Raw genomic sequence first — 14,275 nt, 5'->3', positions numbered from 1 at the left:
CCTCACCCGCTCACCTTGCCGGCCAGCGCCTTGAACTCCGTCCAGGTGAGACTCGGTTTCACCGGGTTCCACACCTTCTGCGACATTGCCGCCAGCGGCAGTTGGATCCCGGCGGCCACCTGGGCCGGTGTCTGCGCGTTCGCGATGTCGCCCCACACCGCGAACCGCGCGCCGAGGATCTGCTTCGAGTACTTCTGGGGCACCGGCGTCGTGCCGCGCAGCACCAGCGGGGTCCACTGCTCGTAGATCCGCCGGCCGGTCGGATACACGAAGTCGTTCGGCTGACCGAGTACGTAGTAGAGGAACTCGTCGTTGAGGTTCACCACGTTCCGACCCTCGCGCAGATAGTCCAGCGGGGGCCGCGCGCCGATCTCCTTGCCGGTCCAGTAGTCGACTTGGAGGTTCTGGTCGGCCTCGACGACGCCCCCGGCGAAGAAGCCGTCGTTCCAGGCCTGGATCTCCTTCTTCTTGGGCCGGACCACGGCCGCGCGGTCGTTCATCCAACCGGTCGCGAGGTCCTGGACCTTGGCGTCGGCGCCGTACTTCTTCTTCGCGGCGGCGGCCAGTTGGGGGAACGACGCCTCGGGGTCGCTGACCACGAGCGCCTGGTACTCGTCGGCGCCGATGTGCCAGTAGGGCCCCGGGAACAGGGTGTCGTACTCGCGCAGCAGATCGTCCACGATCTTCGCGGCGGCGGGCTGCGAGATGTCGATGGCCCCTCGGGTGGTCCTCCCGTTCACGTCCCGGAGTTGCAGCTCGGGGTGGGGTGCCATCACGGCGCCCAGATGCCCGGGTGAGTCGATCTCGGGGATGATGTCGATGTGCAGCCGCCCGGCGAGCGCGATGATTCCCCGGACCTCGGCCTTGGTGAGGTGCTGCTGGGAGACGATCTCGGGGTGCGTGTCGGAGGCGATGCGGAAGCCCTGGTCGTCGGAGAAGTGCAGGCCGAGCTGGTTGAGTTTGAGGTCGGCCATCTCGCGCAGCCGGTTCTCGATCCAGCCGGCGGTGTAGTGCTTGCGCGCGATGTCCAGGTTGAGTCCGCGCTGCGGTCGGTCGGGCCGGTCCTGTACGACGCCCTCGGGTATCGCCCCGTCCGCGCGCACCGACTGCTTGACCGTGCGGGTGCCGTATAAGACCCCGGCCTCGTCGGGTCCGGCGATCCGGACGCGCCCGTCGCGTGTGGTGAGGGTGTACGACTCGGGGCCCGCCTGCTTGCCCGACTCCAGGGCCAGCTCGATGTCTCCGGCCCCGGCCGCGACGGCACCCCGGTAGTCGATCTTGAGCTCCTCGGCGAGGAGCTGCCCTTCGTCGGCCAGCTTCCCGCTGTTCCTCGCGATGACGACGGCGCTGTCCGCGGACGGGCGCCAGCCGGGTCCGCGGGCCGCCTCGAACTTCCGTACCGAGGGCACGACGTTCGGCGCCTTCGAGAGCGCGCCGCTGCCCGACGGGGTCGGTGCGGCCGGGCGGGTGTCGGACCGCGCCGACGACGCCTCCGACCTGGGGCCGTCCGGGGGCGCGGTGGTCGATCCCGCCGGGGCGCCGCGGTCGGGCGGGGTGGCGTCGGGCCAGGCCACCATCGTGAGGGTGACCGCTGCCGCCACTGTCGCGGCGCCGCCCACCAGTGTCGCTGGGGAGTTCCACCTCATCCGTGATCATCCCTTGCATGGAGATAGAGGAAGGAAGTAGGGCGAACGTCCCATGTCACTGTCCATCGCGCGAGCCGGGGGTGTCCCGTCCGGGTGAAATTCGCGCATCTGTCGGGCACCCGTCACCCGCCGTCGATAGCGTTGCGAAACATCCGTCCCGCCCTTATCCCCCTTCACTTCAGCCACCGCGGCCGGTCGCTGCCGGCCACTCCCGCCAGGAGTCCACGCTGTCCAGCGATTCCCACGCCGGCCTGGCGCGCTTCAACACCGCCCCGGCCGACACCGTCGAGCACGCCCTGCTGGCCTGCTGCGGAAACCGCCGCTGGGCCCGCCGGCTCACCGACCACCGCCCGTATCCGACCGTCGACGCGCTCCTCGCCGCCGCCGACGAGGCGAGTTACGACCTGTCCCGGACGGATCTCGCCGAAGCGCTCGCCGACGAGTCGTCGGCCGACCCGCACCACGCGGCGCCGCTCACCGCCAGGACCGCGCTGCGGGCCGCGCACGCCGTGTACGAGAGCAGTTTCGGACACGCCTTCGTCATCAGCCTCGACCACTTCCGGCCCGAGGAGCGGCTGAACCAGGTACTGACCAGGATCCGCGAGAGGCTCACCCACGACCCCGACGAGGAGCGCGCCGTCGCCGCCGACGAACTGCGCCGCCTCGCCCGCTCCCGGGTCGCGCGCCTGGTGGCCGACGGACCGCCCGCACCCCGTGTTTCGCAGGAATCCAGCGACTCCGGCCGTCCGGATAGCCCGTCCGTGGCTGTTTGACTGCCTGTTTGATCACACCGATGGGCCCCCGGGCGATCGAACCGACAAAGCGTCGCTACGATGGCCGGGGCCGGTGGACCGTACCCGGCCGGGCGCGACCGACACCACTGTGCTTCATCGAGTAGAAGATGGCGGCCGGCCCCTATCACCGCTCCCGGAGGGCTTTTCCGTGCCGGCTGGAACGCTGTACCGCGGCCGGGAAGGAATGTGGTCATGGGTGGCTCATCGAGTCACCGGCGTCACCATCTTCTTCTTCCTGTTCGTCCATGTGGTGGACACCGCACTCGTCCGCGTCTCCCCCGAGGCATACGACGATGTCGTATCGACCTACAAGACGCCTCTCGTCGGCCTGATGGAGTACGGCCTCGTGGCCGCCGTCCTCTTCCACGCTCTCAACGGCCTGCGCGTCATCGCCGTGGACTTCTGGTCCAAGGGCCCGCGCTACCAGAAGCAGATGCTCTGGAGCGTCGTGGGTGTCTGGCTCGTCCTCATGCTGGGCGCCGTCTACCCCGTGCTCGGCCACGCCGCCCGCGAACTCTGGGGGAACTGACCCGATGTCCGCAGACACCACCGCGACCGGTTCCACCGCCGCGATCAGTCCCGTAGAGAGCGTGAGCGTCTACGACGTCGACAACCCGGCGCCGCTCATCGAGCCGCCGCGCAAGCGCACCGCGAAGACCCCCAAGGCGACCCGCGGCAACTTCGAGATGGCCGCCTGGCTGTTCATGCGCCTGTCCGGCGTCGTCCTCGTCGTCCTGGTCATCGGCCACCTGCTCATCCAGCTCGTGCTGGACGGCGGCGTCTCCAAGATCGGCTTCGCCTTCGTGGCCGGCCGCTGGGCGTCCCCGTTCTGGCAGGCCTGGGATCTGCTGATGCTGTGGCTGGCGATGCTGCACGGCGCCAACGGCATGCGCACGATCATCAACGACTACGCGGAGCGTGCCAACACGCGCCTGTGGCTCAAGGGTCTGCTGTACACCGCCACGGTGTTCACCATCCTTCTGGGCACGCTGGTGATCTTCACCTTCGACCCGAACATCCGCTAACGCCGGGGCTGACGAGAGCAATGAAGATCCATAAGTACGACACCGTCATCGTCGGCGCCGGCGGCGCCGGTATGCGCGCGGCCATCGAGTCGACCAAGCGCAGCCGCACCGCCGTGCTGACGAAGCTGTATCCCACCAGGTCCCACACGGGCGCCGCGCAGGGCGGAATGGCCGCCGCGCTCGCCAACGTGGAGGAGGACAACTGGGAGTGGCACACCTTCGACACGATCAAGGGCGGCGACTACCTGGTCGACCAGGACGCCGCCGAGATCCTGGCGAAGGAGGCCATCGACGCGGTCCTGGACCTGGAGAAGATGGGTCTGCCGTTCAACAGGACGCCGGGCGGCACCATCGACCAGCGCCGCTTCGGCGGCCACTCCCGCAACCACGGCGAGGCCCCGGTCCGCCGGTCCTGCTACGCGGCGGACCGCACCGGCCACATGATCCTCCAGACGCTCTACCAGAACTGTGTCAAGGAGGGTGTGGAGTTCTTCAACGAGTTCTACGTCCTCGACCAGTTGATCGTGGAGATCGACGGCGTCAAGACGTCGGCGGGTGTGGTCGCCTACGAGCTGGCCACCGGCGAGATCCATGTCTTCCAGGCGAAGTCGGTCATCTACGCGTCCGGCGGCACCGGCAAGTTCTTCAAGGTCACGTCCAACGCGCACACGCTCACCGGTGACGGCCAGGCGGCCTGCTACCGGCGCGGACTGCCGCTGGAGGACATGGAGTTCTTCCAGTTCCACCCCACGGGCATCTGGCGCATGGGCATCCTCCTCACGGAGGGCGCCCGCGGTGAGGGCGGCATCCTCCGTAACAAGGACGGCGAGCGCTTCATGGAGAAGTACGCGCCCGTCATGAAGGACCTCGCCTCGCGTGACGTCGTCTCGCGGTCGATCTACACCGAGATCCGCGAGGGCCGCGGCTGCGGTCCCGAGGGCGACCACGTCTATCTCGACCTGACGCACCTGCCGCCGGAGCAACTGGACGCCAAGCTCCCGGACATCACCGAGTTCGCCCGTACGTACCTGGGCATCGAGCCGTACACGGACCCGATCCCGATCCAGCCCACCGCGCACTACGCGATGGGCGGCATCCCCACCAACGTCCAGGGCGAGGTCCTTCGCGACAACACGACGGTCGTGCCGGGTCTGTACGCGGCCGGCGAGGTCGCGTGCGTGTCGGTGCACGGCGCCAACCGGCTCGGCACCAACTCGCTGCTCGACATCAACGTCTTCGGCAAGCGCTCGGGGATCGCCGCCGCCGAGTACGCGGCCAAGAGCGAGCACGTCGAACTCCCGGAGAATGCGGCCGAACTGGTCGAGACGCAGATCCAGCGGCTGCGCGACTCCACGGGCGACGAGCGCGTGGCGGTCATCCGCCGCGAACTCCAGGAGACCATGGACGCGAACGTCATGGTCTTCCGCACCGAGCAGACGATTCTGACGGCCGTCGAGAAGATCGGCGAGCTGCGCGAGCGCTATCTGAACGTGTCCATCCAGGACAAGGGCAGGCGCTTCAACACGGATCTGCTGGAGGCCGTCGAACTGGGCAACCTGCTCGACCTGGCCGAGGTGATGGCCGTGTCGGCGCTCGCCCGCAAGGAGTCGCGCGGCGGTCACTACCGCGAGGACTTCCCCAACCGGGACGACGTGAACTTCATGCGCCACACCATGGCGTACCGCGAGGTCGGCGACGACGGCACGGAGTCCATCCGTCTCGACTACAAGCCGGTCGTCCAGACCCGCTACCAGCCGATGGAGCGTAAGTACTGATGGCAACTCCCCTACTGGACAAGGTCGAGGACGAGTCCGCGGCATCGCCGTACATCACGGTCACGCTGCGGATCCGCCGCTTCAACCCGGAGATCTCCGACGAGTCCCGCTGGGAGGACTTCTCGATCGAGATCGATCCCAAGGAGCGGGTGCTCGACGCCCTCCACAAGATCAAGTGGGACGTCGACGGCTCGCTGACCTTCCGGCGCTCCTGCGCGCACGGGATCTGCGGCTCGGACGCGATGCGGATCAACGGCAAGAACCGGCTCGCGTGCAAGACGCTGATCAAGGACATCACGTCGTTCGACAAGAAGACGGGCGCCGCCAAGCCGATCACGGTCGAGGCCATAAAGGGCCTCACGGTCCTGAAGGACCTGATCGTGGACATGGATCCGTTCTTCCAGGCGTACCGCGACGTGATGCCGTTCCTGGTCACCAGCGGCAACGAGCCGACGCGTGAGCGGCTCCAGTCGGCGGAGGACCGCGAGCGGTTCGACGACACCACGAAGTGCATCCTGTGCGCGGCGTGCACGTCCTCGTGCCCGGTGTTCTGGAACGACGGGCAGTACTTCGGCCCGGCGGCGATCGTCAACGCGCACCGGTTCATCTTCGACTCGCGTGACGAGGCGGGCGAGCAGCGCCTGGAGATCCTCAACGACAAGGACGGCGTGTGGCGTTGCCGCACGACGTTCAACTGCACGGACGCCTGCCCGCGCGGTATCGAGGTCACCAAGGCGATCCAGGAAGTGAAGCGAGCGCTGATCACCCGGCGCTTCTGAGCGCGGCGCGCCCGCGTGTCGGGCGAGGGCCCGTTTCCGTACGAAGCCGTAACGGCCCGTACGGGACGGGCCCTTTCTGTGCCAGGATTCAGTCAGACCAGTAAACAGGGGAAGCGGGGGAGACATGAGCCAGCCGAATCCGAACCCGAATCCGGAGGGGGACGGGGCCTACGGATGGGGCCCCACCCAGCCCGGATACGGCTATCCGAACCCGGCCCCGGGATACGGCTATCCCGGTCAGGGTTACGACCCGACGATGGCCGGCCAGCCCGTTCCCGCCGCGCAGGCGGGCGGCGGCGCACCGCTGGTGTCGATCGGCGACATCACCGTCATGAACCACGGGATCGTGACGCCGTCCGGCACGCTGCCGCTGCGAGGCGCGGTGTGGAACGCGACGGACATGTCGCGTACGGAGGAGAAGATCCCGACGCACGCCATCATCCTGGCGGTCATCTTCTTCCTCTTCTGTCTGCTCGGTCTGCTCTTCCTCCTGATGAAGGAGCGCAACACGACCGGCTTCATCCAGGTGATGGTGACCAGCGGCGGCAAGCACCACTCCACGATGGTCCAGGCCACCGGGCCCGACTCTTTCCAGCAGGTCATGGGGCAGGTCGCGTACGCCAGGTCACTCAGCAGCATGTGACGGCAGGGGCGCGGCCGTACCGGCCTCGCTCCCGGCGCCCTCGGGCCAGACCGTCACCGCGCGTCGGCGGTAGCCGTCCTGCTCGGCCTCCTCGACGGAGAAGGTGACGGCCTGGCCCACCACCGGTTCGACAAATGTCTCACCGGCGACGGCCGAGAAGTGCGCCCACACGTCCTGGCGGAAGTTGGCGGCGTCCAGCACGCCCCATCCCTCCTCCTCGTGCCACGCGCGCACCCGGCCGGCCAGCGGTACGCCGAAGCGGTGGTGCACGGCCAGCACGTCCCGTTCGTCGTCCTCGTCGAGCGCGTATCCGGTGTGCGAGGCGACCTGGAACTTTGGGGTGCCGCAGCCGACCCGGCGGCCCCGGACCCGTCCGCCACCGGCCAGCGAGCCCACCGGGTAGGGCAGCCCCCCGGGGCCGTACACCTCGACGCCCCGCTCGTCCGTGCGCGTGGTGCCCAGGTCCACGGCGTGGACGTCGACCAGCCGGCCGCCGTCGTCCACCAGTACGTGGTTGTACGGCCCGTCGTCGCGGAACAGGCGGAAGCCGTGGTCGCTCATCGTGCGCCCGTAGTGGGCCAGGCTCTCGGCCCGTACGACGATGTCCAGGTCCTCGTGGGGACGGGTCTGCTCGCACAGCAGGGCGTCCACGCCCCAGCCGCCGTCGAGCCACACCTCGATGCCCGCCCGGTCGAGCAGGTCCAGGACGGCCAGCACATCCTCCGCACTCATCATGGGCCCGACTCTTCCCGATGAGGCGGCGGGCGGCATCATATTTCCGTGGGTGGGGCGGCGTGCCTCCACCGTTCGGGCCCGGACCGTGCGAGCGAAGCGGCGGGCCCCGGAGCGACGACGGACAGGACCGACATCAAGCCCTCCAGGAGCGAGCAGACCCGCATCCTCATCCTCGAAACCGCGCTGCGCCTCTTTCAGGAGAACGGCTACGACCGGACGACCATGCGGGTCATCGCCAAGGAGGCCGGGGTCTCCGTCGGGAACGCGTACTACTACTTCTCCTCCAAGGAACACCTCGTCCAGGGCTTCTACGACCGGATCGCCGCCGAGCACGAGGTGGCCGTCCGGCCCGTGCTGGAGGGTGAGAAGGATCTGACGGCCCGTCTCCGGGGCGTCCTGCTGGCCTGGCTGGACATCGCGGAGCCGTACCACCGCTTCGCCGCGCAGTTCTTCAAGAACGCCGCCGACCCGGACAGCCCGCTCAGTCCGTTCTCGCCGGACTCGGCCCCGGCGCGCGAGGCCGCCGTCTCCATCCACGAGCGTGTACTGGCCGGGTCGTCCGCCCGGATCGACCCCGGACTGGGCGAACGGCTGCCGCACTTGCTGTGGCTGATGCAGATGGGTCTCGTTCTGTACTGGGTGTACGACCGGACGCCGGACGCGGCGCGCAGCCGTCGGCTCGTGGAGCGTGCCACACCGGTCGTCGCCCGTGTGATCGCACTGTCCCGATACCGGCTGCTGCGTCCTGTCGTGCGTCAACTCCACGACCTGCTGGTGGAGTTCATGCCGGACGCGATGGAGAGGCGGCCTCCGAGGGGCTGAGCGTCAGATCGTGGACGAGCGGTTCGCCGCCGACCATGATGTGCCGGGTCCACGGCTCGTACTCCCGTGACACCGCGCCCAGCAGATACGAGCCGCCGGCGGGGGCGCTCAGGATGTACGAGCCGTCGGCGAGCGTCGCCACCCGGTCGAGCTTTTCGCCGCCGGGCGAGACCAGGGTCAGTACGGCGTCGGCGACGGGCGCGCCCTCCTGCGTACGGACGAGGCCGTACACGCCGGTGGCGCCGGAGACGCTCTCCTCCTCGGGAGGCTCAGCCCGCGTCGGCCGGGCGGCCTCGGGCGCCTCGACGGCCGGGTGGTGGAGCCGCCTGCCGAGCCGGCCCGGCAGACCCAGCACCAGGACCACCGGCTTGTGCCGGTGGCACCACCGTGCCCATGCCCCCACAGTCTGTTCCTTCCGCTCGTGACGTGCCCGGCTCCATGTCCGGGTCAGGTCAGGACCCCAGAATCGGGCCGGCGGGCCGGCGCGGGTGCGGTCCCGGAATCGAGTCGCTCAGCTCGCTCGCCGCGATAGTGGAGAAGATCTCGCCCCACCGACCGGGCGCGGGCTCGCTGCCGGCGCCCGACTCCGTCTTCGTGGCGGTCGACCAGAGGGGCAGGGCGCTGAACTTCGCCGGTGTCGTCCCGAGCGAGCGGCAGCGTGAGCTCGCCCGTACGGTCACCGACCCGGCAGCCCTGAGCAGGGAACGGGGCGTGCGCGAGGTGAAGATGGGCGGCGACCCGTACCGGGTGGTGGGAGCCCGGCTCGGCGACGGCTCCACGGTGCTGATCTCGACGTCCACCAAGGCCGTGCACGAGAGCCTGCTGCTCGCGTTCAAGTTCGACGCCGCCGTCGGCGGGCTGCTGCTCGTCCTGCTCGCGCTGATCACCCTGGTGAACGCGAACCGTACGCTGCGCCCGCTCGGCGACATGGTGAAGACGGCGACGGCCATCGCCGAGGGCGATCTGACCCGCCGGGTCCCCGGCCGCCACGACCCGGTCACCGAGACGGAGCAGTTGCGGCTCGCCCTCAACGCCATGCTCCAGCAGGTCGAGTCCGCGTACGTGACGCGCGAGCGCAGCGCGGCGCAACCGCGGCGGTTCGTCGCCGACGCGTCGCACGAGCTGCGTACGCCGCTGTCCGCGATCCGCGGCTATCTGCAGCTGTCCGCGAAGGGAATGCTCAGCGGAGAGGCGGAGCACGCCCGCGCGCTGGCCCGGATGACCGACGAGGCGGACCGGATGGCCCGGCTCGTCGACGAGCTGCTCACCCTGGCCCGGCTCGACCAGCGGCCGGTGCTGCGGCTGCGCCCCGTGGATCTGAGCCGGCTGGTCCGCGACGCGACCGACGATCTGCGCGCGCAGCAGCCGGACCGGCCGCTCGACGTGGCGGCGGCGGGCGCGGTGCTCGTCCGGGCGGACGAGTCCGGTCTCCGGCAGGTCATCGGCAACCTGCTGACGAACGTGCGTGTCCACACGCCCGCCGGCGTACCGGTCCGGGTGGAGCTGGGGTGCTCGGAGGCGGGCGAGGTGCGGCTGCGCGTCCACGACGAGGGACCGGGGATGAGCGGCGAGGACGCGGACCGGATATTCGACCGCTTCTTCCGGGCCGGGGGCGGCGTCGCGGGCAGCGGGCTCGGGATGGCGATCGTGCACGCGGTGGTGCGTTCGCACGGCGGCGCGGTGTCGGTACGGACGGCTTCGGGGACGGGCCTGACGGTGACGGTCACGCTGCCGCGGGCCCGCCCGGAGGCCGAGGACACGGCGGGTGGCCCGTCCGGCGGCTGAGGCGGGCCGCCCGGCCGGGACGGGCCCGCCCGGTGCTTGAGGAGGGCCCGTCGGCCGGCCCTCACGCCTGGCGGGACGCCAGCTGCACGACGGTGACGTCCGCGGGCGCCCCGACCCGCACGGGCGGGCCCCACGCCCCGGCCCCGCGCGTCACGTAGAGCGCGGTGTCGCCGTACTGCTCAAGACCGGCAAGGGTCGGGTTGGCCGCCTGCGCGATGTAGTTCACCGGCCACATCTGGCCGCCGTGGGTGTGTCCCGACAGCTGGAGGTCGATGCCGTGCTCGACCGCGTCGTGGATGACGACGGGCTGGTGTGCGAGGAGTACGGAGGCCCTCGCCGGGTCACGTCCGCCGAGCGCCTTCTCGAAGTCGGGGCCGTCGCCCTCCTCCTCACCGGCGATGTCGTTGACGCCCACGAGATCGAACCCGGCGATCTCCACGCGGGCGTTCTCCAGCGGGTGCAGGCCCAACTCCCTCACGTGGTCGACCCATTCGGCCGCGTCGCCGAAGTACTCGTGGTTTCCGGTGACGAAGTACGAGCCGTGCTTCGCCCGCAACCCGGCCAGCGGCTCGGCCGCCGGCCCCAGGTCGGCGACGGTCCCGTCGACCAGGTCGCCGACGACGGCGACGAGGTCGGGGTTGGTGGAGTTGATGGTGTCCACGACGCGCTGCGCGTGGGCCCTGCCCAGCAGCGGACCGAGGTGGATGTCGCTGACGACGGCTATCCGGTAGCCGTGGGCGGCGCGCGGCAGCTTCGCGAGGGGCACGGTGACGCGCTTGACACTGGGACCGGAGAGCACGTTCGCCGCGCCGTACCCGACGGTGGCGAGCGCTGCCGCCGCCGCGGCGCCGCCGACGACACGGGAGACGAAGAGCCGCCGGGAGGGGCCGGGGGCCGTGACTGCGGGGTCTGCGGCGCCAGCGGGGCCTTCCGGGGTGGCGGTTGCCGAGTCGTTGTCCGGGTCCGCGGCCTTGTCGGCGTCGGGACCGGGAGCGGCCGGTGCGGTCGCCGGCGCCGGCGCCGGCGCTCCGACGGTCGCCGGCTCCTCCACGGGCGCGGTCTCCGCGGCTTCGGGGGCCGCCGCCCGGCGGTCGAGCACCCGGCGCAGCACGGGCCGTACGATCTCGCCCACCAGCAGTGCGAGCAGCAGATACAGCAGCGTCGCCAGCCACATGTACGCGGGCCAGCCGAGGACCTGCTTCAGAGCGAACGGCGTCTCGGCGCGGCCCACCCCCACGCCTGCGACGGTCAGGACCGGCAGCAGGATCATCACGGCGGTGCCCGCCTTGCGGGCCCTGCCGCCCGCCACTGTCGTGTCGCGGACCAGGCGCCGCCATATGTAGTAATGCGCGCCCGCCACCAGCGTGACGGCGACGAGCGCCATCAGGACAACCACGACGATCACAAGCCGGTCCCCTTTTTATCCCTGTCGGTGTCTCTGTACTACGTGCTCGTCGCCGGGTTCGTTCCTCGGCGCGGGCCGGGATTCACCGCTCGCCTCGTGGCGCCGGGCGCGGACTCCACGGAACCCCACCGCCCCGACGCCCGTCCCCAGAAGGAAGGACGTAACGGCGAGCAGCAGATGCACCCAGAAGTAGCCCGTGGGGTCACCGGCGTCGTCGAAGGCGAGCCCGCTGCCGTCCTGCCACAAATTCTTGACGAAAGTGATCCAGATGAACCAGCTCCACACCCCGAAGGCGAGCAGGAACCAGGACACGGGGCGGCTGAGCTTCATGGATCCAGTATCGCCGGAGGCCGCGCCACCGCTTCGCCGGGGGCTGCCCGACGAGGGCCGATGGCCGGAAAGTGGTCTGTCCCAGCGGTGGAAGCGGCGGGTCCGGCCGCCGGTGTTCGGATCGACCGTCAGGCCATGTACGTTTCCGACCGTGTCCGCATTGAAAAAGACCGTGTTGACGGTCCTCGCCGCCGCGTTGCTGCCCCTTCTGACCACCGCGCCCGTCCTGGCGGACGACGCGGACGCGGACAAGGCCGAGGACAAGAAGCCGAAGCCGCCGGCGGCGATGTCGACGGTCGGCGGCACCCTGCTCGGCAAACCCGGCACCCAGGTGAATCTCGCCCCGGGCGTGCCCGTCCTGCCGAAGAAGCTGACCGGCAGGTCCTGGATCGTCGCGGACGCCGAGAGCGGTGACGTCCTTGCCTCGCACAACGCGCACTGGCGGCTGCCGCCCGCGTCCACGCTGAAGATGCTCTTCGCCGACACGGTCCTGCCGGTGCTGCCGAAGGACCGTTCCCACAAGGTGACGAGCGCGGATCTGGCGGGCGTCGGTGAGGGCAGCAGCCTCGTCGGGGTGAAGGAGGAGAGCACGTACACCGTCCACGACCTGTGGATGGGCGTGTTCCTGCGCTCGGGCAACGACGCCGTGCACGTCCTGTCCGAGATGAACGGTGGCGTCCGCAAGACGGTCGCCGACATGAACGAGCACGCGGCCGGGCTCAGGGCGCTCGACACACATGTCGTCTCGCCGGACGGCTACGACGAGAAGGGGCAGGTCTCCAGCGCGTACGACCTGACCCTGATCGCCCGCTCCGGACTCCAGAAGAAGGACTTCCGGGAGTACTCGTCGACCGTCAGGGTGCAGTTCCCGGGCGAGGAGAAGAAGGCGAAGAAGGGCGAGAAGGCCCCGAAGCGCGAGACGTTCGAGATCCAGAACACCAACCGGCTGCTGACCGGTGACGCGGGCCTGGACCCCTACAAGGGCATCGCCGGCGTCAAGAACGGCAACACCACCAACGCGGGCTCGACGTTCACCGGTGTCGCCGAGCGCGACGGCAGGGTGCTGCTCGTCACGGTCATGAACCCGTCCGGGGAGGAGAGCCTGGCGGTCTATCAGGAGACGGCCCGGCTCATGGACTGGGGCTTCACCGCCGCCGGAAAGGTCAAGCCGATCGGCGAGCTCGTGAAGCCCGGATCGGCCGGCGACGGCTCCGACAAGGAGGCCGTCGGGGACAAGGAATCGGGCGGCAAGGGCGAGGGGGGCGGCGACGGCGGCACGGACCAGGCTTCGCTGGGCGACAAGGCCTCCGCGTCGTCGGGGTCGAGCGGCATGGGTATCGCGGTGGCCATCACGGGCGGCGCGCTGCTGCTGCTGGCGGCGGCGGCGTTCCTGGTCAACCGCCGCTGGCCACTGCCCGACCTGGTCAAGCGCCTGCCGGGCCGCTAGGTCCTGTCTTCGAAGTCCCGCCGAAGCGGCTACCCGCCGGGGGCGACCGCCGCCGAATCCGTCGCGTCGTCGTCCGACCCCGCCGTGTTCCCCTCCCCCTGTGACGGCTCGTCCTTGCTCGGCGTAGCCGTCCAGGCGGCGCAGAACAGCATCAGCTTCGCCGTGAAGTTGATCCACAGCAGCAGCGCGACCGGCACCCCGAACGCGCCGTACAGGCTCTTGCCCGCCACGTCGCGCACATAGCCGCCGAGCAGCAGCTTGAGCAGTTCGAAGCCGATCGCGCCGATCACCGCGGCGACGATCAGCCGCCGCCGTGGCGGATGCACACCGGGCAGCAGCGTCAGCACGTACAGCAGGATGAGGAAGCCCGCCACGGCCGCCACGACGATCGCCGCGATCTGGAGCAGCACACCGCCCACGCCGCCCTCCGCGATGCCGAGCCGGTCCGCGCTCCAGCCGACGGCCGTGGAGCCGAGGGCCGACGCGCCGATCGAGGCGAGCGCGGTGACGCCGAGGCCGACGAGGATGACCGCGTCCTTGGCCTTGAGCACGAAGGGGTTGCCCTCGTCCACGTCGTCCAGCTCCCACACGGCGCGCAGACACTCCCGCATCGAGCCGACCCAGCCGATGCCGGTGAACAGCAGCAGCGCGCCCGCCACCAGACCGACCGTGCCCGCGTTGGCGACCAGCGCGTCGAGGTCGAGTTGGTCGGAGATGCCGGGCACCTGGTCCTTGAGCTTGTCCTGGAGCCGGTCCAGCTGGTCCTTGCTGAGCAGCGCGGCCCCGATCGCCGCGCTCACGGTGATCAGCGGGAAGAGTGCCAGGAAGCTGATGAAGGTGATCGCCGCCGCGAGCCGGGACCAGTGCGTCCGGTCGAGGGTCTCGTACGAGCGCCAGGCGTGCGTCAGCATCAGCCGGGCCACGAGCGGCCCGACGACGGGAAGTTTTTTCAGCCAGTCCATGACGGAGACCTGCCCTCGGATCGGAGAACCAACGGTCGGGTACCCCGGATGCCGATTCTCACGTCAACGCCCGACACCGCTTGGCCAACCACCCATTCATACGAGTACGGCAGCAAATACGGCTTAT

General features: G+C 70.0%; 15 protein-coding genes. 9 read left to right on the top strand and 6 right to left on the bottom strand.

Annotated elements, in window-relative coordinates:
* Positions 1-2: 2 nt before the first annotated feature.
* Complete coding sequence (locus SSPS47_RS21415; RefSeq protein WP_203557895.1) at positions 3-1,646, bottom strand: glycoside hydrolase family 20 protein; 1,644 nt, start codon at positions 1,644-1,646, stop codon at positions 3-5.
* A gap of 227 nt (positions 1,647-1,873) precedes the next feature.
* Between SSPS47_RS21415 and SSPS47_RS21410 the strand changes: the two genes are divergently transcribed.
* The 6 genes from SSPS47_RS21410 (at position 1,874) to SSPS47_RS21385 (ending at position 6,662) form a co-directional block, all read left to right on the top strand.
* Positions 1,874-2,419 carry a 2-oxo-4-hydroxy-4-carboxy-5-ureidoimidazoline decarboxylase gene (locus tag SSPS47_RS21410; RefSeq protein WP_239065312.1) on the top strand — a complete coding sequence of 182 codons (546 nt, stop codon included), beginning with the start codon at positions 1,874-1,876 and terminating at the stop codon, positions 2,417-2,419.
* Positions 2,420-2,588: 169 nt separating this feature from the next.
* The gene (gene sdhC / locus SSPS47_RS21405) at positions 2,589-2,969 is read left to right on the top strand and encodes a succinate dehydrogenase, cytochrome b556 subunit (protein ID WP_147874228.1); all 381 of its coding nucleotides are present in this window, start codon (positions 2,589-2,591) and stop codon (positions 2,967-2,969) included.
* Positions 2,970-2,973: 4 nt separating this feature from the next.
* Positions 2,974-3,465 (top strand): succinate dehydrogenase hydrophobic membrane anchor subunit, encoded by a 492-nt coding sequence (locus SSPS47_RS21400; RefSeq protein WP_147874229.1) that lies wholly within the window; start codon positions 2,974-2,976, stop codon positions 3,463-3,465.
* A 20-nt stretch (positions 3,466-3,485) separates the two neighbouring features.
* Positions 3,486-5,240 carry a succinate dehydrogenase flavoprotein subunit gene (gene sdhA / locus SSPS47_RS21395; RefSeq protein WP_164252474.1) on the top strand — a complete coding sequence of 585 codons (1,755 nt, stop codon included), beginning with the start codon at positions 3,486-3,488 and terminating at the stop codon, positions 5,238-5,240.
* Positions 5,240-6,019 carry a succinate dehydrogenase iron-sulfur subunit gene (locus SSPS47_RS21390; protein ID WP_147874231.1) on the top strand — a complete coding sequence of 260 codons (780 nt, stop codon included), beginning with the start codon at positions 5,240-5,242 and terminating at the stop codon, positions 6,017-6,019. The genes sdhA and SSPS47_RS21390 overlap by 1 nt, the downstream gene beginning before the upstream one ends.
* Before the next feature lie 124 nt (positions 6,020-6,143).
* Positions 6,144-6,662 (top strand): hypothetical protein, encoded by a 519-nt coding sequence (locus SSPS47_RS21385; protein ID WP_164252473.1) that lies wholly within the window; start codon positions 6,144-6,146, stop codon positions 6,660-6,662.
* On the opposite strand, the gene SSPS47_RS21380 is transcribed toward SSPS47_RS21385, so the two are convergent.
* On the bottom strand, positions 6,645-7,397 hold the full coding sequence (locus SSPS47_RS21380; protein ID WP_164252472.1) for a cold shock domain-containing protein: 753 nt from the start codon (positions 7,395-7,397) through the stop codon (positions 6,645-6,647). The two genes, SSPS47_RS21385 and SSPS47_RS21380, sit on opposite strands and share 18 nt — an antisense overlap.
* 132 nt (positions 7,398-7,529) lie before the next feature.
* Between SSPS47_RS21380 and SSPS47_RS21375 the strand changes: the two genes are divergently transcribed.
* Positions 7,530-8,219, top strand: coding sequence for a TetR family transcriptional regulator (locus tag SSPS47_RS21375; RefSeq protein WP_239065310.1), 690 nt, complete (start codon positions 7,530-7,532; stop codon positions 8,217-8,219).
* On the opposite strand, the gene SSPS47_RS21370 is transcribed toward SSPS47_RS21375, so the two are convergent.
* Positions 8,179-8,622 carry a carboxypeptidase-like regulatory domain-containing protein gene (locus tag SSPS47_RS21370; protein ID WP_164252470.1) on the bottom strand — a complete coding sequence of 148 codons (444 nt, stop codon included), beginning with the start codon at positions 8,620-8,622 and terminating at the stop codon, positions 8,179-8,181. The genes SSPS47_RS21375 and SSPS47_RS21370 overlap by 41 nt on opposite strands.
* Positions 8,623-8,657: 35 nt before the next feature.
* Between SSPS47_RS21370 and SSPS47_RS21365 the strand changes: the two genes are divergently transcribed.
* Positions 8,658-10,004, top strand: a complete 1,347-nt coding sequence (locus SSPS47_RS21365; RefSeq protein WP_239065001.1) for a HAMP domain-containing sensor histidine kinase — start codon at positions 8,658-8,660, stop codon at positions 10,002-10,004.
* Between the two features lie 61 nt (positions 10,005-10,065).
* Here SSPS47_RS21365 and SSPS47_RS21360 read toward each other — a convergent pair whose 3' ends face one another.
* Complete coding sequence (locus tag SSPS47_RS21360; protein ID WP_164254794.1) at positions 10,066-11,388, bottom strand: metallophosphoesterase; 1,323 nt, start codon at positions 11,386-11,388, stop codon at positions 10,066-10,068.
* Between the two features lie 36 nt (positions 11,389-11,424).
* Positions 11,425-11,739, bottom strand: coding sequence for a hypothetical protein (locus SSPS47_RS21355; RefSeq protein WP_239065000.1), 315 nt, complete (start codon positions 11,737-11,739; stop codon positions 11,425-11,427).
* A 151-nt stretch (positions 11,740-11,890) separates the two neighbouring features.
* Here SSPS47_RS21355 and SSPS47_RS21350 point away from each other — a divergent pair, with 151 nt between their 5' ends.
* Positions 11,891-13,186: a D-alanyl-D-alanine carboxypeptidase gene (locus tag SSPS47_RS21350; RefSeq protein ID WP_343234899.1), complete on the top strand. Its 1,296-nt coding sequence runs from the start codon at positions 11,891-11,893 to the stop codon at positions 13,184-13,186.
* A 29-nt stretch (positions 13,187-13,215) separates the two neighbouring features.
* Here SSPS47_RS21350 and SSPS47_RS21345 read toward each other — a convergent pair whose 3' ends face one another.
* Positions 13,216-14,148, bottom strand: coding sequence for a YihY/virulence factor BrkB family protein (locus SSPS47_RS21345; protein ID WP_164252467.1), 933 nt, complete (start codon positions 14,146-14,148; stop codon positions 13,216-13,218).
* Between the last annotated feature and the right edge of the window lie 127 nt (positions 14,149-14,275).

This window comes from Streptomyces sp. S4.7, assembly GCF_010384365.1.
Classification (GTDB): Bacteria; Actinomycetota; Actinomycetes; order Streptomycetales; family Streptomycetaceae; genus Streptomyces.
This window is presented reverse-complemented; position numbering and strand designations above follow the sequence as displayed.